Genomic DNA, 24,441 nt, shown 5'->3' on the forward strand with positions numbered 1-24,441 from the left:
TCCCGCGGCATTCTCCTGCCATCACACCAACGGCAGGAGCTCATCATGATGCGCAAGACCACCAAAAACAGCGATGTTGCAGCCGCTCTTCGCGCCTGCCGCCCGGCTTTTTTCGCAACCGTTGCCTTCTCGCTCGTCATCAACCTTCTGATGTTTACCGGCCCGCTCTACATGATCGAGGTCTATGACCGCGTTCTGCCCAGCCGTCACACCGGCACGCTCCTGGCGCTGTCGGGTCTCGCGCTTGCGGCCTTTGCCCTTTACGGCGCGCTGGAACTGATCCGGTCGCGCATCCTCATCCGCTCCGGCGCGATTTTCGACCGGGCGCTGGCCCGTCCGCTGGTCGAGCGGGTTCTGTCCCGTTCCGCTGCATCGACGGAAGCGCAGGGCGCCCAGAGTCTGCGCGATCTCGACCAGCTTCGTGATTTTCTGGCGGGCTCGGCGCCGGTCGTGTTCTGTGATGCGCCGTGGACGCCGCTTTTTGTCGGGCTGGCCTGGCTCATGCATCCCGGGCTCGGTCTTGCGGCGCTGGCCGGCATTGGCGGCCTGCTGGCCCTGACGCTTGCCACCGAATGGGTCACGCGCCCGGCGCTTCGCGCTGCCTCGGCATCGGCCACGGCGGCAGCGCAGATCGGCGCGACGGCCATGCGCAACCGCGATGTTGTCGCCGCCCTCGGCATGGCCAGCCGTTTCGCGGACCGCTGGTCCGGCAAGCATGAGGAGGTGATTGCGCTGCAGACCTGCGCCAGCGACCGCGCCGCATTGATCGTCTCCATTTCCCGCACCTATCGCCTTATCCTCCAGAGCGGCATGCTCGCCCTCGGTGCCTGGCTCGCCATTCATCAGGAAATCACCGTCGGTGCCATGTTTGCCGCAAACCTTCTGATTGGCCGTGCGCTTCAGCCTGTCGAACAGGTGGTGCAGCACTGGAAGGGCTTTATCATGGCTCGTGAAGCCTTTGCCCGCCTCGCCGCCGTCCTTGCTGCCGGCGAAGGTCCGGTGCAGCGCATGGAACTCCCGGCGCCGGTCGGCCATGTCAGCGTCGAACAGCTTGCTGTCTGCGCGCCTCTGGCCGCGAAGCCCGGCCTTTCCGGCGTCAGCTTCCGCCTTGCCGCCGGTGAGATGATGACGGTGGTCGGGGCCTCCGGCTCGGGCAAGTCCACCCTCATCAAGGCGCTGGTCAATGTCTGGTCGCCCGCTGCCGGTGCCATTCGTCTCGACGGCGCGACGCTTGAGCAATATGCGCCTGAGCGGCTGGGTCCCGCCATCGGCTACCTGCCGCAAGAGGTCGAACTCCTGGCCGGAACGATTGGCGAAAACATTGCCCGCTTCGGCGACATGGATGCCGAAAAGGTGGTCTCAGCAGCACGCATGGCCGGCGTTCACGATCTCATCCTGCGGCTGCCGAACGGTTATGACACTGAGATCGGTCCCGGCGGTTCAGTTCTGTCCGGTGGCCAGCGCCAGCGCATCGGCCTCGCCCGCGCACTCTACGGCAAGCCGGCTCTCATCGTGCTCGACGAACCGAACGCCAATCTCGACCTCACCGGCGAAGCGGCTTTGGCCGAAGCCCTTGAAGCTGCCCGTGCCGGTGGCGCCACCATTATCGTGTCCACCCACAAACCTGCGCTCGTTTCCATGGCCGACAAGCTTCTGGTGATGACCGATGGCACGCAGCAGATGTTTGGCCCGCGCGCCGAGGTGCTGGAACGGATTGCGCCGCGCACGCTGCGGGTCGCCTGAGCCTGTTCCCCCGGGAACTGAGGCACAGGATCAAACCGGGCAGGGTGTCGGCAGATGGAAACCAAGTTCGGGAGACAGACGATGACCACAGCTTCAACCCCACCGTCGATCCGCGGCCATGTGCTGACCGGCGCCGTGCTTCTCGCCGCTGCCTTTTCCGGCTTCGCCATTGGCGCGACCGGCATTCAGATGCCGGCGGCGGTCATGGCGGGCGGTACGGTGAAACCGGATATACATCGCAAGACTGTGCAGCATCTGGAAGGTGGCATTATCGATGACATCCTGGTGCGCGATGGCGATCGGGTGCGTGCCGGCGATCTCTTGCTGCGCCTCGATACGACCAGAACGCGGGCCACGCTGGCCGCGTTTGAGGCGGATATGGCAAGACAGCGAGCCCGGGAGGCGAGGCTTTCGGCAGAACTTGCGCTCGCCAACACGGTTCCCTTTCCCCTGGCATTGGCGGAATCGGCCCAGGCCGCGCAATTCGTGGCGGCGGAGCAGCAGATTTTCGACGCCCGCCGCACGGCCCATGCCGGGCAGGTGGCCGTGTTGCAGGCGCGCGCGACACAGGCTGCGGAAAGTCTCGCCGGCCTGACCGCCCAGCGCGATGCCGCCCGCAACCAGCTTGACAGCCGCCGCACGGAGCGCGGCACGCTGGAAACGCTGATCGCCAAGGGGGCCTTGCCGCGCGTGAAGCTCGATGAGCTGGACCGCGAGATTGATCGTCTGAAGGGGGTTGCCGGCAATGCCGACGCCCAGATCGCTGTTAACCGGGCGGCTCAGTCGGAGGCTGGCCTGCAGGTCATGCAGGCACGCAACACCTATCAACAGACGGCTTCCGACAGCCTGGCTGATGTCGTCGCCCGCATCGGCGAGCTTACAGAAAAGATCCGGATCGCCACCGACATGCTGGCGCGGGCCGAACTGGTTGCGCCCATTGACGGGACGGTGCAGGAACTCCAGGTGTTCACGCGGGGTGGCGTGGTTTTGCCCGCGCAGCCGCTGCTTGATATCGTGCCAGTTTCCGAACGGCTGGTGGTCGAGGCGCGCATTCCGGTGACGGAGATCGACGATCTTGCCCCCGGCCAGCAGGCGGAACTGCGCTTCCCGGCCTTCCATGGCCGCGACCTGCCCGAGATTCGCGGTGTGCTGACAAGGCTTTCTGCGGACGCCGTGGTCGACAAGGATCTTAATATAAGCTTCTATGAGGCCAGCATCGCCGTCGACAGTGCCCTACTGCCGATGCAGGTGGCCGGAAACCTGCAACCGGGCATGCCGGTGGATGTCATCGTCGTTACCCGCGCGCGCAGTCTTGCCGGTTATCTCTTCGAACCGGTTCGCGACATGATGCGCGGTGCCATGAGCGAAGGCTGAAAAGTGAAAAGAAACGACGAGCTTGTTACCTGCGGAACAGAACGGCACCCCGGGGTCGGCTACGAAGAGTTCCGAGAACAACACAAACCCAGGGAGTTGGGACAATGGGCAGAACGATCACGGGCACCAACGGCGCAGAGCGCATTGAACAGGGCAGCGAAACCGAAATCAGCATCCTCGCTCTCGGTGGCAATGACACGATCATCCTCAACCGCTCCGACGATCTGGGCGGCGGCAATTTCGTCGATGCCGGTGCGGGCAACGACAGCGTTGTCAACGCCAAGGAATTCGGCAACGAAATTCTCCTCGGTATCGGCAACGACACCTATGTCGGTACAGGCTTCGCCTCCTTTGCCAGCGAGCCGGGCGATGTGGTGCGTGCCGGCGGTGGCAACGACACCATCGCCGTGACCACCTTCAAGAGCCAATATTTCGGCGAATCCGACAACGACACCTTCATTTCTGAAGGCTGGCAGAATTTTTTTGATGGCGGCGCCGGCACCGACACGCTCAGCTACGAACTACGCGATGAGAGCAACACACTCGGCGGCACTGGCGTCGCGATCGACCTCGCACAGAACTTCACCAATACCGGCGCCGGGCGTATCGAGGAGTTTTCAAGCATCGAGAACGCCACAGGCACCAATGTCGGCGACGACATATTTGGTTCCTCGGTCGCAAACGTTCTAGGAGGTCGCGGCGGAAGCGACCTGCTCGTCGGACGTAGCGGCAACGACACACTGAATGGTGGCACCGGCGCAGACGAGATGGTCGGCGGCTCTGGCAACGACACTTATATCGTCGACAATGCCGGCGATATCGTCGATGAACTCAACGACGGGGGAAGCGGAACAGATACTGTTCAGTCCGCGATCAGCTTTAGTCTTTTGCAAAGTGCCAGAGTTGGAGGTGTTGTCGAAAATCTAACGCTTCTCGGCGCGGGAAACATCAACGCCACCGGCAACGACCTCGCCAACCTGCTGACGGGAAACAGCGGCAACAACGTCCTCAACGGCCGCGCCGGCGCCGACACCATGGCGGGGCTGGCCGGCAATGACACCTACGTCGTCGATTCGCTCTCTGATGTCGTCGTCGAGGCCCTCGGGAATGGCACGGACACCGTGCAGACGGCCGTCAGCTTGACCCTGGGAGACAATTTCGAAAATTTGACATTGCTCGGCGCCGGCAATCTCAACGGCACCGGCAATGGCCTGGCCAACATCATGACCGGCAATTCGGGCAACAACATCCTCAATGGCCGCGGCGGTGCCGACACCATGAGGGGGCTGGCGGGCAATGACACCTACATGGTCGATTCCGTTGCCGACGTCGTCGTCGAAACCGTCGGCAACGGCACAGACACCGTGCAGGCCGCAGTCAACTGGACGCTCGGGGACAATGTCGAAAACCTGACCTTGCTCGGCGCCGGCAACATCAATGGCGTCGGCAATGCACTCAACAACCTGCTGACCGGCAATAGCGGCAACAACATTCTCAATGGCGCAGGCGGCAACGATACCATCAACGGCGGCGCGGGGATCGACAGGCTCTTCGGCAATGTCGGCAATGACACGCTGACCGGCGGGACCGGCGCCGACACCTTCGTCTTCCAATCAACCCCGAATGCCGCAACCAATGTCGATACGATCACCGACTTTTCGGTCGCTGACGACACGATTTCGCTGGAAAACAGCGTCTTCACCACGATCGGCGCGGTCGGCGTGCTCGCGGCCGCGGCCTTCGTGCGCAACACCACCGGTCTTGCCCAGGATGCGAGCGACCGCATCATCTACGAGACCGACACCGGCAATCTCTTCTATGACAGCAATGGCAATGCTGCCGGCGGCAGCGTGCTCGTCGCCGTGCTAGACCCGGGACTGCTGCTTACTTCCGGGGACTTCGGCATCATCTGACTTGCTTGTGGCAATGGCGCGCCAATGCAGGGCTGCGGGTTGGCTTTGGTGCATCGATCGGGGCCAGGACAGATTTCTGTCTTTGATGTTCTTGCTATGCTGTGACTGTTTCACACGGGACGGATTTCGGGCGTGCGCAGGCAAGCATTCGATTGAGGACGGCGCAGCCGATAGTGACTTCAGTTTGCTGTGCCGCGAATGAGCGTGCCCGTAGCCGGTGACCGATGATCGATTTGTAGCGACAGATCGCGGTCTCGACGAGTGATCGCTTTCCGTAGCCTGTAGCGCCTTGCCACTTCATCCGGCCATCGGTGTTGATCGCCGCGATGTGTCGATCGCGTTGGTTGGAGAGATCACTGCCCGGCTGTTCCACTGCGTTGGCGCGTGGCGGAATGACCACCGCAGCGCCAGCACTGTGTCTGGTGACGACGTCATATGTTGATTTGCGCTGAGAACTGACCCGGGACGAACCGCACTGTGTCGGCCGGAGACCATCTGGGACACGTTATGCGGCCATGACTGCGTCGTCCGTAAGCGCCAAGCCGAGGCCGTTCAGGCTGTCTGGTTCCACGGCATGAGTGTATCGATTTCGCTGCTGGGCCAGCCGTGGGCTATACGCTCGAGGGTCTGGGTGAGCCAGGCCTGCGGATCAACATTGTTCATCTTCGCTGTCTGAAGGAGCGTGGCGATTGAACGGCGAGCATGGGAGAGTTGATGGTGTGTGCGCTGATCGCCCAGCGCTACGCGCGATCTGTCTGACCGACTGCGCTTGAGCCGACATGCTTATCGGCGGTTGCACTTTGAACCTTTGAAACGCCCAAAAATTCTCGTGGCGACAAACTTCGCAGAGCCGTGATCGAGGTTCGCGACGCATCCGCAATGGCAAGCTCAAGCGCAGAAACTCTCCCGGCCATGCGCGTCCTGTGAGCCGCCGCGTCGCCTTGGTCTCGGGCGACTCATGTTGAGATCAGCCGATCCCGTGCGGCACGAAACGCATTCTGCAGGGTCTCATGGTCATCGAGCCCCTCAAGGGCGTAGCTGTTGAGGAACTGACGCCCGGCGAACAGCTTGCGGTCGACGTGGCTCAGATCGGCTTCGTCACTGACCTCTTGCCAGTGTTCGGCGATCGCCGTGATCTGGCGCTCGATCAGCGCTGCGGCTTCCACCTCTTTCAGGTGAAAATCAGGCGCGGCCGCAAGACAGGTTTTCAGGGTGCTGGCGCGGCCGTTGCCCTTGATCAACATAGCTTGCGTGGCTTCGTTGCCCGTGCGGTTCTGCGGGCAGATGTCATAGGCTGGCGTCAGGCTCAGCATCTTGCCGTCCCAGAAGGCGGCATGGTTGCGGGCATGGTCGTCGGTGTTGCTGCACAGCACGTTGAAACAGATTCGGCCGTAAAGCTCCTTGAGCGTGTCCTTGGGATCGCTGAAACGATGGCGGATCAGTTCCGCCAGGTCCTCGTAGGAGGCATAGCGTGCCATCATCTCATCAAGGCCAAGCATGGTCAGCGCCGAGACCATCGCGCGCCGTGTCCAGCCAGCCTGCGTGTGCGTGCGGTCGAATCGCTCGATCAGTAGCACGTCCTTGCGAGCTGCATGGGTCATCGAAACCGAAGCTGCGTTGAGTCCGCAGGCGCTTGCCAGCTTCATTGCGATGAATTCGGCCTTCACGACGCTATACGTGTCGTTGCTTGCGGAGAATTTGGCGATGAATTTCTTCGTGCCGTCATCAATGAGCGCCTTGGGGCGCGCGCCGCCGATCGATGTGCCGTGATTGAGGACCTGGTCGAGCGCGGGCGTAAGAGGGGAGCCCTTTTCGATGAGTTCAGCCGCTTCCAGGAGTTCGTCCAGCGACGCTTGCGCGGCAAGGCGGGGGACATACTCTGTTGCCGATGCCTGAAAATCGAGGGCGCCGATCCGGTCTGACCCTGATTGCAGCAGATAAGTAAGCTCGCTGAGCTCCGGCACACCGACTGCGTCGGGCTTCTTGCCCGTCAGCCTGTTGATGATCACCCGGCGGCCCCAGGCATCTGGCGAAGCGTCCCGTATGCAGCTTGGCATCGTCAGGCTGTTGATGGGCCCAATTACGCCTTCTCGAAGCGGTAGTTCCGGCTCATAGAGGGAAATGGCATTCTTGCGGCGCCGGTAGCTTGCGCCATAGGTGAAGAGCAGCCGCTCGCCATCCTGCACAAGCCGGCCCGCCACCACCGGTTCCGCTGCCCCCGGCAGCCAGATCCAGACAAAGGCTTCTGTGGTGCCCGCCTTAGAAGTCATCATCGACCTCCTTTACCGAGTGACGGACGCTCTTGGGCATCAAGGTCAGTTTTTCGTCGAGGCGGGCATTGTGCATCTGCAGGGCACGTTCGTCATATTCGAACAGACGCACGCCGACGAGCGAGGCCACTTCGAAGACGATGCCGATCTCCGGACCCGGCGCACCCTTTTCGATGGTGGACAGCGTCGTGCGGCTGATGCCGGCGCGGTCGGCCAGTTCCTGAGCGGTCAGGCCGCGCTCGGCCCGGCCGATGCGGATCAGTTTGCCGAGCATGCTGAGCGCTTGGCGCGTGACTCTTGAATAGCTTCTTTTGCGGGGCACGTTTGTTGCCTGCCTTGTTCATTTATCTGGACGCGAGAGCTACCTGTGCCGGAAATTTTGCGTATTGTGCTGCAGTGACTGGTGTGAAGTCAAGTCTTGTTCACTAAAGTGGTCGTAAGGCTGTTTTGTGTCCATAATTCCGGACGTTTCGGCAGGTGAACCAGGGCCGCGTGTTGAGGCGCTGCGGTGGCCCGACTGCGGGTTTGTCGAGTTCCGGGTTTTCCTTGGGGCCTCTGCAGTCGGTCTTCGCCGTGCGGTTGACGATCTTCGGCGAAAGGGACAAACCCGTTGATGTCCCAGGGGCTAAGCTGGCCCTGCAACTTCAAGGGCCAATTGCCGAAGGGGTCCGAAAACGGGCTCTCCATGAGGCCAAACAGGCTCATCAGCCGCGGTCAACGAACCTGTAGGAAACAGGTGATGCCGAAACCCTGCACGTGCGATCTCGCGCCCGCAACCATTCCCCACGCCACAGAATCCCGCAATAACCAAAATCTCCGATGCACAGCGCCAAAGCACTGCGATCATGGACGCCAAACTTCCACCTGTGTTGAGCGTAGCGGCGACCATCTGTGGCGTGCATCTTGTCTGGATAAGCAGAGCACAACCTCATTCCCGCTTGCGGGAGAGCCTTGGGTCTCTTTGATCCGAGACCATCTCCTGGATCGCCGGGGCCGGAAAATTATCCAGGGCGGCGATCACTGGACAAGATAGTGGATATAGTCCACTATCTCTCACGCACGGTAAGTGCTGACCACGCGAACATAGTTGACAAAAACAAGGGGAACTTATGTCGCAAACCTCCGCGTCGGCCGACGTGGTGCTGTCCGTTCGTAATCTCACGGTGGATCTACCACCGGGAATGGAACGCACCCATGCGGTCAAAGACATTTCATTCGATCTCCATGCAGGAGAAATTCTGTGCATCATCGGCGAATCCGGATCTGGGAAGTCCGTGACCGCCAATGCGATCATGGGGCTCCTCTCGCCCGTGATCAAAGTCAGCACCGGCGAAATCCATTTCAAGGGAATGGACATTCTCGCCGCCCGCGAGGAGACGCTCAGGCCGCTTCGCGGCCAGGCGGTCTCGATCATCTTTCAGGACCCGCTGTCTGCCCTCAATCCGCTGATGACCGTCGGCGACCAGATCGCGGAGGTGCTGGAGGCGCACCGCTATGGCACGGCGGAGAGCCGGAGGAATAAGGTTCTCGACCTGCTCGAGGAGGTGGGGCTGCCCGATCCGCTGCTGATGCGGCATCAATATCCATTCCGGCTGTCCGGCGGCCAGCGCCAGCGCGTCATGATCGCCATGGCCCTTGCGCTGGATCCCGATGTGCTGATTGCCGACGAGCCAACCACGGCTCTCGACGTCACCACGCAGGCGCAGATTCTTGATCTCATCCGCAAGATCCAGAAGCGCAAGGGAATGAGCGTGATGTTTATCACCCATGACTTCGGCGTCGTCGCTGAAATCGCGGATCGGGTCGTGGTGATGGAAAAAGGCTTCGTCGTGGAGCAGGGCAGGGCGGACCAGGTTCTGGTCCATCCCGCGCATCCCTACACACAACGGCTCGTCGCCGCCGTGCCGCGCATGCGGGCGAGCGCCGGAGCCGTCAGCGGGGACCCACCGGTGGTGCTCACGGTCGAAAACCTCGAAAAGGAGTATCGCAGCACCGGGTCGTTCTTCCGCAAGGCAAGGGTCGTCAAGGCTGTCGATCGTGTCAGCTTCAAGCTGCGCAAGGGCCAGACGCTCGGGGTCGTGGGCGAAAGCGGGTCGGGAAAGTCCTCGCTCGGCCGGGTGCTTCTCAAGCTCCTGGAGCCGGACGGCGGCGCGATCCATTTTGACGGGCGCGACATTGCCGGCATGACGGAAGAGAGTTTCCGGCCGCTTCGGCCCTATATCCAGATGATCTTCCAGGATCCCTTCGCTTCGCTCAATCCGCGCCATACGATCGGCAGGATCCTGACGGTCGGGCCGGTGGCTCACGGCACCTCGGTTCAGGAGGCGCGAGCCAAGGCGCTCAGGCTCCTGGCGGTGGTGGGGCTCGACGAGCAGTCCTATGATCGCTTTCCCCACGAGTTTTCCGGGGGCCAGCGCCAGCGCATTGGGATCGCCCGGGCGCTGATGTTCGATCCGCTGGTTCTGGTGGCGGACGAGGCGGTCTCGGCCCTCGACGTGTCGATCCAAGCGCAGATCCTCGAGCTTCTGGCTCGGGTGCAGAGGGATACGAAGGTCGCGATGATTTTCATCACCCATGATCTGCGGGTTGCGAGCCAGATCTGCGACGAGGTGCTGGTCATGCACAAGGGCGTCGTTGTCGAGCAGGGCCCGCCGACGCGGATCTTCCGCGATCCCCAGCACGACTATACCCGCAAGCTCGTCGCCGCGATCCCCGGCGCCGACTGGGAACCGGCCGCAGTGGCTGTCTGATCACGAACGGCGACCATGGAGGGGGGGGCGCCCCTTCCAGCGGTCCCGCCGGCCTTCACGGCACTCTTTCCGCTGGCTCTTTGCAGGGCCGGCGTTGGCGCTGCTTTTTGTTAAGTCACGGATATTAAAGTGAAAATAATCAAAATTCGGCCAAGAAAATAGTTGATATTATCCACTAATTGTCCTTTCATATGGGCACGAAGTTGCACTACGACATGGCCGGAAGACCCTGACGGCGGCGCGCTGGAGAGCGCGTTGCCGGACGGGAGCCCTTTTGTCCATTCGAACGGAATTCCCATGAGCAAACCGCCTGCCAAACCGCCGACCATACCGCAGGACATCAACATCGATGTCCTGGAAGATACGCTGAGCTTCTACATCCGCACCGTCAACATCGCCGTTTCCCGTGATCTCGACGAAAGGCTCGAGGGGCTGGACGTGGCGAAGGGAACGGGAAAGATCACGACATTGCTGCTGGTCGACGACTATCCGGGCATCCGCCCGTCCGTGATCGCCCATCTGATCCTGAGGGACCGTTCGGCCATGGGCCGGCTCATCGACCAGATGGTCGACCACGGTCTGATCCGGCGCGAAGTCTCGCCCGAAGATAGCCGCGCGCAGGAACTCTACATCACCGAGACGGGGGCGGCCCTTGCGGTCAAGGTTCGCGAGATCGTGCCCAAGCAGTCCCGCGACTTCTTCTCCTTCATTCCGGAAGACGAGCAGAAGCTGCTCATCGACATTCTTCGGCGCGCCTATCGGCGGATTGTGGGGCTTTCATGAACGGTCATCCCAAAGGTTCCGTCGCGCTCATCTCCGGCGCCAGCCGCGGCATCGGCAATCATGTCGCCGCCGAACTGCTGCGGCAGGGCTGGTCGGTCTCGCTCGGCATGCGCAAACCGCTCATGCCGGACTGGGCAGCAGGCCATGAGGACCGGGTTCAGCTTGCGGCCTATGATGCGGGCGACGTGGACGGCGAACAGCGCTGGGTGCACCAGGCACTCGACCGCTTCGGCCGGATCGACGCGCTCGTCGCCAATGCCGGTATCATGATCCCGAAGACGGTCATCGAAGCCGACGACGACGACATCGAGGCCATGATGTCGGTCAATGTCATGGCGCCGCGGCGGCTGGCGAGGGCGGCCTGGGAGGCGTTGTGCGAGACAGGCCGGGGCCGTGTCATCATCCTCGCCTCGCTTTCCGGCAAGCGCGTCAAGTCGGCCGCTGCGGGGAGCTATTCCCTATCGAAATTCGCGGCCGTCGCGCTCGCGCACGCCATTCGCCAGACCGGTTTCGACAAGGGCGTGCGCGCCACCGCTGTCTGCCCCGGCTTCGTCGCCACCGACATGGCCGCGGCACTCACCGACCGCGCGAGCGATCAGCTGACGCAGCCGGACGATCTCGCCCGCATCATCACCATGCTGCTTTCCCTTCCGAATGAAGCGTCCGTCGCGGAATTCGCCGTCAACTGCCAGCTTGAGGAATTTTTCTGACATGCCCGGTCCTTATGTCGTTCCCGTCCATGGCGATGCCAACCTGCCCAAAGAGGTGGATGTCGTCGTCATCGGTGGCGGGATCATCGGAACTTCGACTGCCCTGGAACTTGTCGAAAGCGGCCTGAGGGTCGCATTGTGCGAAAAGGGCGGCATCGGCCACGAGCAATCCAGCCGCAACTGGGGCTGGGTCCGCATCTCCCGGCGGGACCCACGCGAGGTGCCGCTGATGGCGGAATCGCTGCGGATCTGGGCCGACCTCAATCGCCGCACGGGTCGGGAGACAGGTTTCAAGCGATCGGGAATCGTTTTCACCTGCGCGGACGACAAACAGTTCGATGAACATGAACGCTGGAACCGGAACCTCGAAGGGTACCAGATCGAATCCCGCATGTTGAGTGCTGCGGAGTTCAACGCGAAATATCCCGGCAATGAGATGAAGATCGCCGGCGCGCTCTACACGGCGGGCGATTGCCGCGCCGAGCCGCAGAAGGCTGCCCCCGCCATTGCCGAAGCCGCGCGCGATCGCGGTGCTCATATCCTCACCGAATGCGCCGTTCGCGGCCTTCAGCTGTCTGGCGGCCGCGTGTCGGGCGTCGTGACCGAACGGGGAGAGATCGCCTGCAAATCGGTCGTGCTCGCCGGCGGTGCCTGGTCAAGCCTCTTCCTCGGCAATAATGGCCTCGACCTGCCGCAGTTGAAGGTCCTGAACTCGGTGCTTCGCACGAAGCCGCTGGAGGGGGGACCGGAGGAGGCTCTGTGGGCGAGCGGCTTTGCGCTGCGCAAGCGCCAGGACGGCGGTTACACGATCGCCGACGGCTTCCAGAACATCGTCGACATCGTGCCGGATTCCTTCCGCCATGCGCTGAAATTCCTGCCGGCCTTGTCCCATGAATGGCGCTCGCTTCGGCTCCGGCTCGGCGGCCGCTTCTTCGACGAGGCCCGGATTCCGCGGCACTGGGCGCTCGATGAGGCGTCGCCCTTTGAATACAATCGCGTGCTCGATCCCATTCCCTCAAAGGCCATGGCCGACGCGGCCTTGAAGCGCCTGTCGCAGGCGTTCCCGGTGTTCAAGAAGGCCGAGATCGCCCAGCGCTGGGGCGGCATGATCGACGTCACGCCGGATGCGGTTCCGGTCATCGACGCCATCGACGCGATCCCCGGTTTCCACGTCGCCACCGGCTTTTCCGGCCACGGCTTCGGCATCGGTCCGGCGGCGGGCCGGCTGATGGCGGATATCGTCACGGGCCGCACACCGATCGTCGATCGCCGCGATTTCCGTTTCAGCCGCTTTTCCGATGGTTCGAAGATCGAACTGATCAGCGGCTTCTAAAGGTGAGGGGGGCAGGCGGCTTGGGCCGCCTGTCTCCGATGCATGCGGCAGGCAACTGCCGACGGGAGGCCTACCGCCCGAAGAGGCGGACGCAACGACATGAGATCAAAGCAATCCATCGGATAAAGGGGAACTAAAATGTCCGACCAGAAAAAGCCGTTCATGAATACGACACGCCGTCAGGCTCTCGGCCTGCTGGCACTCGGCACCTCCGGGGTGATCCTCTCCGGCCTGCCGGGACTGACCCGCGCCCTGGCGCAGGAGGCAAAGACGCCGAAGGGCCAGCTGACCATCGGCTTCTCGCAGGAGCCCACCGTCTTCAACCCGCACATGCCGCATATCGAGGTCGACGAAGGCATCCACTTCAGCATCTTCGATCCGCTCTTCTACGTCGATGAAGCGGGCAAGTTCGTCGCCGCGCTCGCCGCAGAGGTTCCGACCGTCGACAATGGCGGGATTTCCGCCGATGGTCTGTCCTGGAAAGTGAAACTGCGCGACGACGTGAAATGGCATGACGGAACGCCGTTCACCGCCGAAGACGTGAAGTTCACCCTCGAACTCCTGGTCGATCCCAATTTCCGCTCCTGGCGCAAGACCGGCCATGAACTGGTCCGCGAGCTGACGGTCGTTTCGCCGACCGAGCTCACCTGGAAGATGGAAAAGCCCTTCGCGCCCTATCCGTCGATCCTCGCTTCCACCTTCATCACGCCGAAGCACATCCTCGGCGCAGAAGCCGACAAGAACACTGCCGCCTACAACAATGCGCCGATCGGCACCGGGCCGTTCAAGTGGAAGGAACGCGTCGCGGGCGATTACATCCTGCTTGAGGCCAATGCCGACTATTTTGCCGACGGCCCGCATGTCGAGCGGGTGATCTACAAATACATTCCGGATCTCAATGTCATGTACACGCAGTTCAAGACAGGCGACATCGACGTCGTCGGCCTGCAGTGGATCACGCCCGACCACTATGACGAAGCCAAGGCGCTCGAAGGCAAGGTCGTGACCGTCGATCCCGCCTCGACTGTCGAGTCCTTCACCTTCAATATGGAACGTCCGCAGTTCAAGGATCCGGCGGTGCGCGAGGCGCTCTACCATGCAATCGACAAGCAATCGATCATCGGTGCGCTCTACTACGGCCTGCCGACGCCGACCGAAAGCTACATGCCGCAGCAGTCCTTCTACTACAATCCGGACCTGCCGAAGCACGAATACTCAATGGACAAGGCCAAGCAACTGCTCGACGACGCCGGCTGGGCGCCGGGCGCCGACGGCATTCGCGCCAAGGACGGCGTGAAGCTCGCCTTCACCTGCTCGACCACGGCGGGCAACCACATCCGCGAGCAGGTGCAGCAGTACATGCAGCAGTCGTTCAAGGAGCTCGGCGTGGAGATGACCATCTCCAACCTGCCTCCGGCCGTCATGTGGGGCGACTACTGGATGCTCTCGCAGTTCGATACGGTCATCGTCGGCCTCGACTTCCTGACCGGCCCCGATCCGGACACCTCCGACTTCTTCCGCTCCACCTCCAGCCCCGCCAAGGGCGGCTCCGGCCAGAACACCTGGCAGTACGCCAACCAGGAGGTGGACGACCTGCTGGCCAAGGGCGGTAGCCTCTTCGTGCCGGAGGATCGCAAGGTCGCCTATCTCAAGATCCAGGAGATCATGCGCAAGGAACTGCCGTTCCTGCCGCTCTTCCAGTACGCCAAGGTGCGCGGACACAGACAGGGTGTCGAGAACGTCACGTTCAACATCAACACCCGCATCGACACCTGGAATGTCGGAAGCTGGAGCCTGAGCTGATCGCTGCAATGCCGGGCTCTTAGGAGCCCGGCCATCCACCGGAGCCGGCCTCATCGCGCCGGTTCGCCGTAAATTGCCGCTGACGATCCTCTGTCGTGTCCGTTGGACTGACCCGGAGTTACGCCCATGCTGACCTATCTACTGAACCGGCTCTCGCAGAGCCTCGTGCTGCTCGTGCTCGTGTCGATCATCGGCTTTGCCGTCCTGAATCTCGCACCCGGCGGGCCACTGTCGCAGTTTGCGTTGACGCCCGGGATGACGCGTGAGGCACTCGACCGCATCGCCCAGCAGATGGGCCTCGATCGGCCGCTGCCGATCCAGTATTTCGACTGGGCCTGGCGCCTCCTGCAGGGAGACTGGGGCAAGTCCTATCGCGATCAAAGGCCCGTCCTGGATATCATCTCCGGCCATCTGTTCGCGACGCTGCTGCTGATGGTCTCGTCCACGCTGGTCTCGATCCTGATCGGCACGTGGATCGGCATCAAGGGAGCCACGAAGCGCTATTCGCTCTTCGACTACACGGCCACCGTCGGCGCCATGGTCGCACTCTCGATCCCGACCTTCTGGTTCGGCCTCGTCGCCATCTACGTCTTCGCGCTGAAGCTCAAGTGGCTGCCGGCCGGCAACATGTACACGATCGGCGACCAGTCCCTCTACGACTACGCCATCCATCTGGTCATGCCGAGCCTTGTACTCGCCCTCGTCAACATCGCGGTGTGGAGCCGCTACATGCGGACGGCGACGCTCGATGTCATCAACCAGGATTTCGTGCGCACCGCACGGGCGAAGGGGCTGACGCCGCGCCGGGTGCTGATGAAACATGTGGTTGGCAATGCGCTGCTGCCGATGATCACGCTTGCCGGCCTGCAGCTTCCGACCATTCTCGGCGGAGCGCTCGTCACGGAAACGGTCTTCACCTGGCCGGGCATGGGGCGGCTCTTCCTCGATAGCCTCGGCTACCACGACTATCCGGTGGTGATGGGGCTGCTGATGTTTTCCGCCATCCTCGTGCTGTTCGGCAGCCTGCTCGCCGATCTGCTGGTCGCCCTTGTCGATCCTCGAATCCGGCTCGGATAAAGCCTGTCTCAAGACAGCCGCCGTCACACATAGGAGAGATCATGTCCGCCGCAACGCTCCCTTCCTCCGCTGCCGCAGCCAGTTCCCGCTGGTGGCAGGGCCGCACGGTCCGCCGGTTTGCCCGTCACAAGCTCGCCGTGGTGGGGCTCGTCATGATCAGCATCATGATCCTCGCCTGCGTGTTCGGGCCGCACATCCTGCCCTATGACGAACTCTATATCGACCTGCGCGCCCGTTTCGCCCCGCCGCTGACCGGCTATCACATCTTCGGCACGGACCCGCTGGGGCGCGATATCGCCGCCCGCCTGTTCAACGCCGGCCGCATCTCGCTGCTGGTCGGCTTCTTCGCCATGATCCTGTCGACGCTGATCGGCACGGTGATAGGCGTCGTCGCCGGCTATTACGGCGGCCGGGTCGGTGCTGTGCTCATGCGTTTTGTCGACGCCTTCCTGTCCTTTCCCAGCATCTTCCTGCTCCTGGCGCTGGCGGCCTTCGTCAAGCCCAGCCCCTTCATGATCACCGTGATCATCGCCGTCACCAGCTGGATGGAAATCGCCCGGCTGGTCGAGGCGGAAGTGCGCTCACTGCGGGAACGCGATTTCGTCCTGGCGGCGCGCATGGTGGGCCTGCCCAACGGATGGATCATGTTCCGCGAGCTTTTGCCGAATGCGGTGGGGCCGATCATCGTCGCGGCCACGCTGACTGTCGCCCGCGCCATTCTGCTCGAAGCCTATATCAGCTTCCTCGGCTACGGCATCCAGCCGCCCCTGCCGAGCTGGGGCAACATGCTCAACGGTGCCCAGCAATATCTCGACAAGGCGCCCTGGCTTGCCATCGTGCCCGGTGTGGCGATCACGCTTGCGGTCACGAGCTTCAACTTCATCGGCGACGGCCTGCGCGACGCGCTCGACGCCCGCAGCGATCTGAACTGAGGTATCGGACCATGATGGCGGCATTCTCGCCCTTCGACGTCACTCTCTGGTATGCGACGGCAAATCCCGCACCCCGGACCGAGCCTCTGGCCGGCGCTGCCAAGGCCGATGTCTGCATTGTCGGTGCCGGCTATGCGGGACTGACGACGGCCCTCGAACTTGCCAAGGCCGGCGTCAGCGTTGTCGTGCTCGAGCGTGAGCAGGCAGGGTTCGGCGGTTCAGGTCGCAATGCCGGCCATTGTACGCCGACCTTCACCCACTACAGCCTGCCCGAACTGCGGGGCATGCTGGGCGAGCCCTGGGCGGAGCGGCTGATCGAGCGGCAGACCAGGGCCAATGACCGGGTCTCGGCGATGATCCGCGACTACCAGATCAACTGCGAATGGGTGCAGAACGGCTATGTCATGGGCGCGCCGCACAAGGGCGCGCTGGACGAGATCAGGCACAAGGTCGAGACCTATAATGCGGTGGGGGCAAGGACCCGCCTGATCGGCCAGGACGAGGCTGCGGCGATCACCGGTAGCCCGCGCTTTCATGGCGGATGGCTGCACGAGGAGGCGGGCCATCTCAATCCGCTGAGCTATGCCCGGGGCCTTGCCGGCGCCGTCCTGCAGGAGGGCGGCAGGATATTCACCGGGTCGGCGGCGCTTTCCTGCGACCGCCATGCCGGCGGCGGCTGGGAGGTGAGGACGGAGCAGGGCCATGTGATCGCCGACAAGGTGATCTTCACCACCGGTGCCTACACGGTCGGAGGCTGGCCCACACTCGACCGGACGTTCAAGATCCAGCGCGTCTTCGTCGCGGCGACCCAGATGCTCTCTGAGGAGACGCGTCGGACCGTCTTGCCGCGCAACACGACGATCCACGACGGGCGCGGCGATATCTACGTCTACAAATACAATGCCGAAGGGCGGATCGTCGCCTCGATGTTCCCTATGGGAAGGCGCGGCCGCGATATGGCCTATACGCGCCAGGTGATGAGCGACCGGCTGAAGTGGCTTCATCCGCAGATCCGCGAGGAGATCCGTTGGGAGTATTTCTGGTTCGGCGAACTCGACATGCAGTATCGTACGGTGCCGCGCTTCTACGACCTGGCGCCCGGCGTCGTGGCGCTCACGGGGCTTTCAGGCCGCGGCGTGCCGACCGGATCGATGCTCGGCTCGATCCTGTCGGAATGGGCGTTGGGCAAGCCGCAGAACGAACTCGCCCTGAAGCTCGAGCCGCTGACGGCTGCGCCCTTCTACATGAGTTTTGGCCCTGCGCTGACGCTTCGCTACTACCGCCTGCGCGACAACCTCCAGACCAGGCTTTCCGGAGTGGACCTGCCGCCGCACGCCTGACCCTTCACCTCGAGAAGCCCGCCGTCGCGCGGGCCGACACCACGGACAACCAAGGAGATAGCCATGAGCATGCCGATCTACAATATTGCCGACGACATCGACCTGACCCCCGCAATGGCGGCCGAGGGGCGCCAGAGCGGCTCCTATCGCCGCGCGATCTGGCAGGATCCGATCGAGAACGGCACGATCGTCGCGGTGTGGAAGGCCGAGCCGGGCATTTACAACTATCCGGGCCGCGATCTCGAAGAGACATTCGTCGTCGTCGAAGGCGAGGCGATGTATGCGCAGGCGGAGGAGGAGCCGGTCAAGATCGGCCCCGGTTCGATCGTCAGCATCGCCAAGGGCGTGCCGAGCCGTCTGGAGATCCTGTCGCCCTTCCGCAAGCTCGCAACCGTCGTTCCGAAGCCCTAGACGCTCCGCTCCCCGGCGCCTGTATTTGTCGAGCCTATGCGGGTGCGTCGGCAACGGAGGCCCGTTCCACCAGGTCCGTTTGTAGCACGACCCGCGTCGCCGGCGTGCTGTCTCCGTTCATGCGTTCGACCAGCAGCTTGGCCGCCGTCTCGCCCAGCTTATAAACCGGCTGGCGCACGACGGTGACCGGGGGCGTCGTGACGGAGGTCCAGTCGGCGTCGTGGAACGACACCAGCGACAGGTCCTCCGGAATGCGGATGCCAAGTTCGCGGCAGAGCTTGAAGACTTCGAGGCCGATCACGCTGTCCGAGGCGATGATCGCCGTCGGACGCTGTGCCGAGGTGAGCATGGTCTCGATGATACGATGGGTATGCTCCGGCGTCGTCGCGCCGACATGCACCCAGTCTTCGATCCCTTCCAGGCCGGCTTCCCGGCACACACCGAGAAAGCCCTCGATGCGCCGTCGCACCGAGCCCGTGTTGATGTCGGCCGGCGTATGAAAGCGGTGGTCCGGGGTGTCGCAGGCGGTGAGATAGGCGATGTGCCGGTGCCCGTGCGCGATCAGCCGGCGCGTGATGCCTTCCGCCGCATGCCGATCGTCGGCGACCACCGTGTCGACGCCGAGCGACTCGCTGCCGCGGTCGAGGAGGACCATCGGCCGGCCGGAGCGGGTCGCTTCCCTGAGATGGTCGATGTCGCTCTCCCTGGCCGGCGAGACGATCAGACCGTCCACGCGCTTGGCCAGCAGCGTGCGGATCGCGGCCTTTTCGGTTTCCGAGTCCTCGCCGGAATTGATCAGGATCACGGTGAAACCCGCCTGCCGGGCAATGTCGGAAATGCCCCTGACCGCGAGGCTGAAAAACGGGTTCTCGATGTCGCCCACCACCACGCCGATCGTGCCCGAGCGTCCCGTGGTCATGCTGCGGGCCAGTTCGTTCGGCCGGTAGTTGAGGGTGCGTGCGGCAGCGGTCACGGCTTCGCGCACTCCTTCGCTGACGGTTCCGTATCCGCCCAGCACACGGGCGGCCGTCGCCTTCGAGACGCCCGCCATGCGTGCGACATCGGCTACTGTGACGGACATGTTTCGGGGCGCGCTCTGCTCCATGAGCGGTAGCCTTACAAGAGATATTGACGATTGGCAAATGCCTCTATAACAATTGGCAAAAGTCAAAGAGACCGGTCTCTTTTCTGTTGATACCGGTCTCTGAGACAAGAAGAACAAGTGCCGACATGCGAACTGTACGGGCCGGACGGGCGGGTTTTGCCGCCTTTCGGATGGGAACCGTGCGCCCTGAACACCTCGCAGACAAGATCACCAGAGGAGACGAAACCAATGCAATTCATCGAAGCCTTCAATTTCCCCTTTGCCCGGATGCGTGCGACCGCCATCGCACTGGCCTTCAGTGTGCTGGCCGGTGCCGCGACGCCGGCGCTCGCCCAGGACAATCCGCTCGGCCTCATCGATTCCGCCGTCATCAGTGTCGGCACGATGGGCGACGCCAAGCCCTATGCCTTCACCACCGCCGACGGCAATTTCTCCGGTTTTGACATCGAGCTTTTCCTCAACATCGCCGAACGCCTCGGCTTCAAGAAGGAACAGGTAATCTTCACCGGGCAGGAATTCTCCGCCCTGATGCCCTCGGTTGCCAACGGCCGCTTCGATGTCGCGGCGGCCGCCATCGGCACGACGGACAAGCGCAAGCAGACCGTCGACTTTTCGGATGGTTATCTTGCTGGCTTCCTCACCGTGCTGACGCCGGATGCCGGCATCACCGATGCGGCCGGCCTCAAGGGCAAGCGGCTCGGGGTCGTGCAGGGCACGCTGCAGGAAATCTACGCCGAGAAGAATCTCACCGGCGCCGATCTGGTGAAGTTCCCGGACAACAACTCCGCCATCTCGGGCTTGAACAACGGCACGGTCGACGCCCACTTCCTCGACTACGAGGCGGCCAAGGACTACTCCGCCCGCTATGCCGATCTGAAGGTGGCGGTCAATATTCCGAGCTTCGACGCGCCGGCCGGCTTCGTCATCCGCAAGGGCAATGATGCGCTGCGCGAAGCCCTGAACAAGGCCCTGCACGAAGCCATGCAGGACGGCACCTGGAAAACCCTCCACGAAAAATGGTTCCCCGGCACGCCAATGCCGGAATCGTATCTTCCCAAGCAGTGATGCCGCCTTGCCGGTCCGACCCTGCCGGTCGGACCGGTCTTTCCTCCAAGGGATTTCCTGATGAACTGGCTCGAAAACCTGCGCCGCAGTTTCCTTGACTGGAACGCGATGGCCGAAGTGCTGCCGACCATGATCACCGTCGGCCTGAAGAACACGCTGATCCTTGCCGCCGCCTCGACGGTGCTGGGCGTCGTCATCGGCATGGTGCTCGCCATCATGGGCATTTCCCGCTCGGCCTGGCTGCGCATTCCGGCGCGCCTCTATACCGATATCTTCCGCGGCCTGCCGGCCATCGTCACCATTCTCCTGATCGGGCAGGGCTTTGCCCGCATCGGCCGCGAACTGTTCGGCCCGTCGCCCTATCCGCTCGGCATCCTGGCGCTCAGCCTGATCGCCGGCGCCTATATCGGCGAGATCTTCCGTTCGGGCATCCAGAGCGTCGACCGCGGCCAGATGGAGGCGTGCCGGGCGCTGTCGATGAGTTATGGCCACGGCATGCGGCTGATCGTCGTGCCGCAGGGCGTGCGCCGAGTGCTGCCGGCGCTGGTCAACCAGTTCATCGGCAACGTCAAGGATTCCAGCCTCGTCTACTTCCTCGGCCTGCTTGCCTCCGAACGCGAGATCTTTCGTGTCGGACAGGACCAGGCCGTCGTGACGGGCAATCTTTCGCCGCTGCTTCTGGCCGGCGTGTTCTATCTCTTCGTTACCGTGCCGCTCACCCATGTCGTCAACGCCATCGACAATCGCCTGAGACTGGGAAAACAGCGTCCTTCGGCCGTGATGAGCGGGTTGGAGGAGGTCAGCGAACTCGACGCCGCCGCCCGCGCTTCCGGGACTGCCTTTAAGGGCGGCAGCCTCGACGTGCGCAATCTCGGCATGGCCTATGGCGACCTGGATGTGCTCAAGGGCGTTGATCTTTCGGTGAAGCCGGGCAGCGTCACCTGCATCATCGGGCCGTCCGGCTCCGGCAAGTCGACGCTGCTGCGCGGGCTCAACCGTCTCGTCGAGCCGAAGAGTGGCGACATCCTGATCGACTGCGAGAGCATCTTGTCGATGAAGCCCGAAACGCTGCGCCGGCGGGTCGGCATGGTGTTCCAGCACTTCAACCTCTTTCCCGACCATACGGCGCTCGAAAACGTCATGCTGTCGCTGACGAAGATCAAGGGCTTGCCGAAGGCCGAAGCCGAGCGCATCGCCAAGGCGCGGCTGGCTGATGTCGGGCTGGAGAGCCGACAGCATCACCGCCCCGGCGGCCTTTCGGGTGGCCAGCAGCAGCGGGTGGCGATCGCCCGGGCGCTTGCCATGGAGCCTGAGGTCATTCTGTTCGACGAGGTGACGAGCGCGCTCGACCCGGAACTGGTCAAGGGTGTCCTCAACCTCATGGCCGACCTTGGCGGGCGCGGCATGACCATGGTCGTCGTCACCCATGAAATGGGCTTTGCTCGCCGGGTCGCCGATCAGGTCGTCTTCATGGACGAGGGGCGCGTGGTGGAAGCCGGCACGCCCGAGGCGATCTTCGACAATCCGCAGAGCCCGCGTCTCCAGCGCTTCCTTGCGGAAGTGCTTTGATGGCGCACAGGAGAGACAAATGACACCGATGATACGATGGGGCGTGCTGGGCTGTGCCGGTATCGCCGCAAAGGCGGCCATTCCCGCCATCCAGTCCAGCCGACTGGGCCGCGTCGCGGCCATCGCCTCGCGCGATGCGGGCAAGGCCAGCGACATGGCGGCCCGGTTCGGCATAGCCAAAGCCTATGGCCGGTACGAGGAGCTGCTGGCGGATCCCGAGATCGATGCGATCTACAATCCGCTGCCCAATCATCTGCATGTGCCCTGGACGATCAGGGCACTGGAGTACGGCAAGCCGGTGCTCTGCGAGAAACCGATCGCGCTCGACGCCGCAGAGGCCATTACGCTGGCCGCTGCGCAAAAAACTGCCGGCCTGCCGGTCGCCGAGGCCTTCATGGTGCGTCATCACCCGCAATGGAAAAAGGCGCGGGCGCTGGTGGCTGAAGGGCGGATCGGCGAGGCGAGGGCGGTCCAGACGATCTTCTCCTATTATCTCGACGATCCCAAGAACGTGCGCAACCGCGCGGATATCGGTGGCGGCGGCCTGTTCGACGTCGGGTGCTACGCCATCAACACCGCCCGTTTCCTGTTCGGCGCCGAACCGCTGCAGGCGATCGCCCTGGTGGAGCGGGATCCGGTCTTCGGAACGGACCGGCTGGCCAGCGGACTGCTGGCGTTTCCGCAAGGCAGGCAGCTTGCCTTCACCTGTTCCACGCAGCTTGCGCTGACGCAGAAGGTCACGGTGCTCGGCACGCGCGGGCGCCTGGAAATCCCCATTCCCTTCAACGCGCCGGCCGACGAGCCGATGCGGCTGATCCTCGACGACGCCCGCGATCTTGCCGGAGGCGGGCGCGAGGAGATCGCCATCGAGGCGGTAGACCAGTACCGCGAACAGGCCGATGCCTTCTGCGAAGCCATTCTCTCGGGCAAGCCTCTCGACACGGGACTGGAAGATGCGATCGCCAACATGAAGGTGATCGATGCACTCTTCCGCTCTGCCGTCTCCGGCCGCTGGGAACAGCCCTGAGACGTCTCGACCATTCCCATGACACACCGATCGAAAGACATCCCATGACAGACAACACCATCTCTTCGGCCGTCATCATCGGCGCCGGCATTTTCGGCGTTTCCACCGGCGTTCAGCTCGCCCGCCGCGGCATCAAGGTCACCATCCTCAATGACGGACCGCCGGCCAACGGCGCCTCGGGCCGCTCGCTCTCCTGGCTGAATTCGGCACGCATGCGCTCTGAGCCCTATCATCGCCTGCGTATGGCTGGCATTGATCGCTACCGCACCCTTTTCGCGGAGCACTCCGATACGGACTGGCTTCGTTTCGACGGCGGCCTGACCTGGGATGCCGATGACGAGCGCAACGAAATCGAAGCCGCCTATCGCCACGAGGTTTCGCTGGCCTATGACGCGCGGCGCGTCTTCGCAGCGGATGTCGCGGACGTAACGCCCGGTCTCGACGCCAGGGCGATCACGCGCCAGGGCGCTATCTTCAATCCCGGCGAAGGCTGGGTCGACCTGCCGGTCTTGATCGGCATGCTTCTCGAAGAGTTTTCCGCTCTCGGGGGTGTCGTGGTGACGGATCAGGGCGCGGCGCGGGTCGTCGTCGAGGGAGACCGGGCTATCGGTGCGGAAACCGTCACGGGCGGGCGCTTCCTGGGCGACGCCGTCGTGCTCGCAACGGGACCCGCGGTGCCGCGCATGGCGGCGGACAGCGGCCAGCTTATCGGCGATGACACTCCGATCGCCCTGCTTGTGCAGACCAAACCGCTCGCTCACCCGCTGCGCGCGGTCCTCAACACCCCGCGCGTTGCGGTTCGGCCTGCGCCCAGCGGCACCTTCTCGCTGGATGCCGACTGGGCCGCGGACGAAGGCGTGAAAGCGCGTCCCGACGGCGGCTATGACATCGACGAAGCCGTAGTGGAGGCGCTGCTCGCGGAGGCTGCAAGGGTATTGGAGGGTAATCCGAGGCTCGAGGTCGCCTTCGTCGGCATTGGCGGCAAGCCGATCCCCGGCGACGGCGAACCCGTGGTCGGTGCGCTCAAGGCCATTCCCGGCTACTACGTCGCCTTCAGCCACAGCGGCGCGACGCTCGGCCTGATCGTCGGCGAGCTGCTCGCCTACGAGGTTGCGACCGGCCAGGAACATCCCATGCTTACAACCTTCAGGCCGGAGCGTTTCTCGTCACTATAGGCTGTCCCGGCAGGCCTGCCCCCGAGATGGGGTCTGCGATGCGATCGTTCTGCCGCTATTC

At 63.2% G+C, this 24,441-nt stretch carries 19 protein-coding genes and 2 pseudogenes; 16 read left to right on the plus strand and 5 right to left on the minus strand.

The genetic code is table 11. From position 1 onward, the window contains the following. Positions 1-45 precede the first annotated feature (45 nt). The 3 genes from L867_RS0117985 to L867_RS27500 all read left to right on the plus strand — a co-directional run bounded on the left by L867_RS0117985 (position 46) and on the right by L867_RS27500 (position 5,030). Complete coding sequence (locus L867_RS0117985) at positions 46-1,743, plus strand: type I secretion system permease/ATPase (protein ID WP_051439074.1); 1,698 nt, start codon at positions 46-48, stop codon at positions 1,741-1,743. 120 nt (positions 1,744-1,863) lie between these two features. Beyond that, on the plus strand, positions 1,864-3,117 hold the full coding sequence (locus tag L867_RS0117990; protein WP_169734096.1) for an HlyD family type I secretion periplasmic adaptor subunit: 1,254 nt from the start codon (positions 1,864-1,866) through the stop codon (positions 3,115-3,117). Positions 3,118-3,221: 104 nt separating this feature from the next. Next, positions 3,222-5,030: a beta strand repeat-containing protein gene (locus L867_RS27500; RefSeq protein ID WP_051439075.1), complete on the plus strand. Its 1,809-nt coding sequence runs from the start codon at positions 3,222-3,224 to the stop codon at positions 5,028-5,030. A 94-nt stretch (positions 5,031-5,124) separates the two neighbouring features. Here the strand turns inward: L867_RS27500 and L867_RS27045 are convergent. The 4 genes and pseudogenes from L867_RS27045 to L867_RS0118005 form a co-directional block, all read right to left on the minus strand. Further along, a pseudogene (locus tag L867_RS27045) lies at positions 5,125-5,469 on the minus strand (transposase); the annotation flags it as partial. A gap of 113 nt (positions 5,470-5,582) precedes the next feature. Continuing rightward, positions 5,583-5,723: pseudogene (locus L867_RS27050) on the minus strand (transposase domain-containing protein); the annotation flags it as partial. Positions 5,724-5,986: 263 nt separating this feature from the next. Then, positions 5,987-7,300, minus strand: a complete 1,314-nt coding sequence (locus L867_RS0118000; RefSeq protein WP_028738165.1) for a type II toxin-antitoxin system HipA family toxin — start codon at positions 7,298-7,300, stop codon at positions 5,987-5,989. After that, a complete protein-coding gene (locus tag L867_RS0118005; RefSeq protein WP_028738166.1) occupies positions 7,290-7,574 on the minus strand; it encodes a helix-turn-helix transcriptional regulator in 285 nt (94 codons plus the stop codon). Before L867_RS0118005 ends, L867_RS0118000 begins: the two co-directional genes overlap by 11 nt. 835 nt (positions 7,575-8,409) lie before the next feature. Between L867_RS0118005 and L867_RS0118010 the strand changes: the two genes are divergently transcribed. From L867_RS0118010 to L867_RS0118050, 9 genes are all read left to right on the plus strand, one after another. After that, complete coding sequence (locus L867_RS0118010) at positions 8,410-10,050, plus strand: ABC transporter ATP-binding protein (protein WP_028738167.1); 1,641 nt, start codon at positions 8,410-8,412, stop codon at positions 10,048-10,050. A 297-nt stretch (positions 10,051-10,347) separates the two neighbouring features. Continuing rightward, on the plus strand, positions 10,348-10,833 hold the full coding sequence (locus tag L867_RS0118015) for a MarR family winged helix-turn-helix transcriptional regulator (RefSeq protein WP_028738168.1): 486 nt from the start codon (positions 10,348-10,350) through the stop codon (positions 10,831-10,833). Further along, complete coding sequence (locus L867_RS0118020) at positions 10,830-11,543, plus strand: SDR family NAD(P)-dependent oxidoreductase (RefSeq protein ID WP_028738169.1); 714 nt, start codon at positions 10,830-10,832, stop codon at positions 11,541-11,543. The genes L867_RS0118015 and L867_RS0118020 overlap by 4 nt, the downstream gene beginning before the upstream one ends. Position 11,544: 1 nt before the next feature. Beyond that, positions 11,545-12,876, plus strand: coding sequence for an NAD(P)/FAD-dependent oxidoreductase (locus tag L867_RS0118025; protein WP_028738170.1), 1,332 nt, complete (start codon positions 11,545-11,547; stop codon positions 12,874-12,876). A 138-nt stretch (positions 12,877-13,014) separates the two neighbouring features. Then, on the plus strand, positions 13,015-14,679 hold the full coding sequence (locus L867_RS0118030; RefSeq protein WP_028738171.1) for a peptide ABC transporter substrate-binding protein: 1,665 nt from the start codon (positions 13,015-13,017) through the stop codon (positions 14,677-14,679). A gap of 126 nt (positions 14,680-14,805) precedes the next feature. Further along, complete coding sequence (locus L867_RS0118035) at positions 14,806-15,756, plus strand: ABC transporter permease (RefSeq protein ID WP_028738172.1); 951 nt, start codon at positions 14,806-14,808, stop codon at positions 15,754-15,756. A 41-nt stretch (positions 15,757-15,797) separates the two neighbouring features. After that, positions 15,798-16,688: an ABC transporter permease gene (locus tag L867_RS0118040; protein WP_028738173.1), complete on the plus strand. Its 891-nt coding sequence runs from the start codon at positions 15,798-15,800 to the stop codon at positions 16,686-16,688. A gap of 14 nt (positions 16,689-16,702) precedes the next feature. Further along, entirely contained in the window at positions 16,703-18,028 is a 1,326-nt protein-coding gene (locus L867_RS0118045) for an NAD(P)/FAD-dependent oxidoreductase (RefSeq protein WP_028738174.1), read from the plus strand. 63 nt (positions 18,029-18,091) lie between these two features. Beyond that, on the plus strand, positions 18,092-18,439 hold the full coding sequence (locus L867_RS0118050; protein ID WP_028738175.1) for a cupin domain-containing protein: 348 nt from the start codon (positions 18,092-18,094) through the stop codon (positions 18,437-18,439). Positions 18,440-18,473: 34 nt separating this feature from the next. On the opposite strand, the gene L867_RS0118055 is transcribed toward L867_RS0118050, so the two are convergent. Then, complete coding sequence (locus L867_RS0118055) at positions 18,474-19,544, minus strand: LacI family DNA-binding transcriptional regulator (protein WP_028738176.1); 1,071 nt, start codon at positions 19,542-19,544, stop codon at positions 18,474-18,476. 228 nt (positions 19,545-19,772) lie between these two features. Here L867_RS0118055 and L867_RS0118060 point away from each other — a divergent pair, with 228 nt between their 5' ends. Genes L867_RS0118060 through L867_RS0118075 form a run of 4 tightly spaced genes read left to right on the plus strand, consistent with a single transcriptional unit; the run spans position 19,773 to position 24,380 of the window. Then, complete coding sequence (locus L867_RS0118060; protein ID WP_028738177.1) at positions 19,773-20,609, plus strand: ABC transporter substrate-binding protein; 837 nt, start codon at positions 19,773-19,775, stop codon at positions 20,607-20,609. A 60-nt stretch (positions 20,610-20,669) separates the two neighbouring features. Then, positions 20,670-22,178, plus strand: a complete 1,509-nt coding sequence (locus tag L867_RS28140) for an amino acid ABC transporter permease/ATP-binding protein (protein ID WP_028738178.1) — start codon at positions 20,670-20,672, stop codon at positions 22,176-22,178. A 19-nt stretch (positions 22,179-22,197) separates the two neighbouring features. Beyond that, complete coding sequence (locus L867_RS0118070) at positions 22,198-23,205, plus strand: Gfo/Idh/MocA family protein (protein WP_028738179.1); 1,008 nt, start codon at positions 22,198-22,200, stop codon at positions 23,203-23,205. 44 nt (positions 23,206-23,249) lie between these two features. Then, positions 23,250-24,380 carry an NAD(P)/FAD-dependent oxidoreductase gene (locus L867_RS0118075; protein WP_028738180.1) on the plus strand — a complete coding sequence of 377 codons (1,131 nt, stop codon included), beginning with the start codon at positions 23,250-23,252 and terminating at the stop codon, positions 24,378-24,380. The last annotated feature ends 61 nt before the right edge of the window (positions 24,381-24,441 follow it).

The organism is Paenirhizobium selenitireducens ATCC BAA-1503 (assembly GCF_000518785.1).
Lineage (GTDB): Bacteria > Pseudomonadota > Alphaproteobacteria > Rhizobiales > Rhizobiaceae > Allorhizobium > Allorhizobium selenitireducens.

Excerpts from the sequence above, each read along its gene's own strand:
- L867_RS0118030 (WP_028738171.1), top strand. The coding sequence starts at position 13,015 with ATGTCCGACCAGAAAAAGCCGTTCATGAATACGACACGCCGTCAGGCT.
- L867_RS0118050 (WP_028738175.1), top strand. The coding sequence starts at position 18,092 with ATGAGCATGCCGATCTACAATATTGCCGACGACATCGACCTGACCCCC.
- L867_RS0118000 (WP_028738165.1), bottom strand. The coding sequence starts at position 7,300 with ATGACTTCTAAGGCGGGCACCACAGAAGCCTTTGTCTGGATCTGGCTG.
- L867_RS0118025 (WP_028738170.1), top strand. The coding sequence starts at position 11,545 with ATGCCCGGTCCTTATGTCGTTCCCGTCCATGGCGATGCCAACCTGCCC.
- L867_RS0118070 (WP_028738179.1), top strand. The coding sequence starts at position 22,198 with ATGACACCGATGATACGATGGGGCGTGCTGGGCTGTGCCGGTATCGCC.
- L867_RS0118015 (WP_028738168.1), top strand. The coding sequence starts at position 10,348 with ATGAGCAAACCGCCTGCCAAACCGCCGACCATACCGCAGGACATCAAC.
- L867_RS0118035 (WP_028738172.1), top strand. The coding sequence starts at position 14,806 with ATGCTGACCTATCTACTGAACCGGCTCTCGCAGAGCCTCGTGCTGCTC.
- L867_RS27500 (WP_051439075.1), top strand. The coding sequence starts at position 3,222 with ATGGGCAGAACGATCACGGGCACCAACGGCGCAGAGCGCATTGAACAG.
- L867_RS0117985 (WP_051439074.1), top strand. The coding sequence starts at position 46 with ATGATGCGCAAGACCACCAAAAACAGCGATGTTGCAGCCGCTCTTCGC.
- L867_RS0118075 (WP_028738180.1), top strand. The coding sequence starts at position 23,250 with ATGACAGACAACACCATCTCTTCGGCCGTCATCATCGGCGCCGGCATT.
- L867_RS0118005 (WP_028738166.1), bottom strand. The coding sequence starts at position 7,574 with ATGCTCGGCAAACTGATCCGCATCGGCCGGGCCGAGCGCGGCCTGACC.
- L867_RS0118010 (WP_028738167.1), top strand. The coding sequence starts at position 8,410 with ATGTCGCAAACCTCCGCGTCGGCCGACGTGGTGCTGTCCGTTCGTAAT.
- L867_RS28140 (WP_028738178.1), top strand. The coding sequence starts at position 20,670 with ATGAACTGGCTCGAAAACCTGCGCCGCAGTTTCCTTGACTGGAACGCG.
- L867_RS0118040 (WP_028738173.1), top strand. The coding sequence starts at position 15,798 with ATGTCCGCCGCAACGCTCCCTTCCTCCGCTGCCGCAGCCAGTTCCCGC.
- L867_RS0118020 (WP_028738169.1), top strand. The coding sequence starts at position 10,830 with ATGAACGGTCATCCCAAAGGTTCCGTCGCGCTCATCTCCGGCGCCAGC.
- L867_RS0118045 (WP_028738174.1), top strand. The coding sequence starts at position 16,703 with ATGGCGGCATTCTCGCCCTTCGACGTCACTCTCTGGTATGCGACGGCA.
- L867_RS0118060 (WP_028738177.1), top strand. The coding sequence starts at position 19,773 with ATGCAATTCATCGAAGCCTTCAATTTCCCCTTTGCCCGGATGCGTGCG.
- L867_RS0118055 (WP_028738176.1), bottom strand. The coding sequence starts at position 19,544 with ATGGAGCAGAGCGCGCCCCGAAACATGTCCGTCACAGTAGCCGATGTC.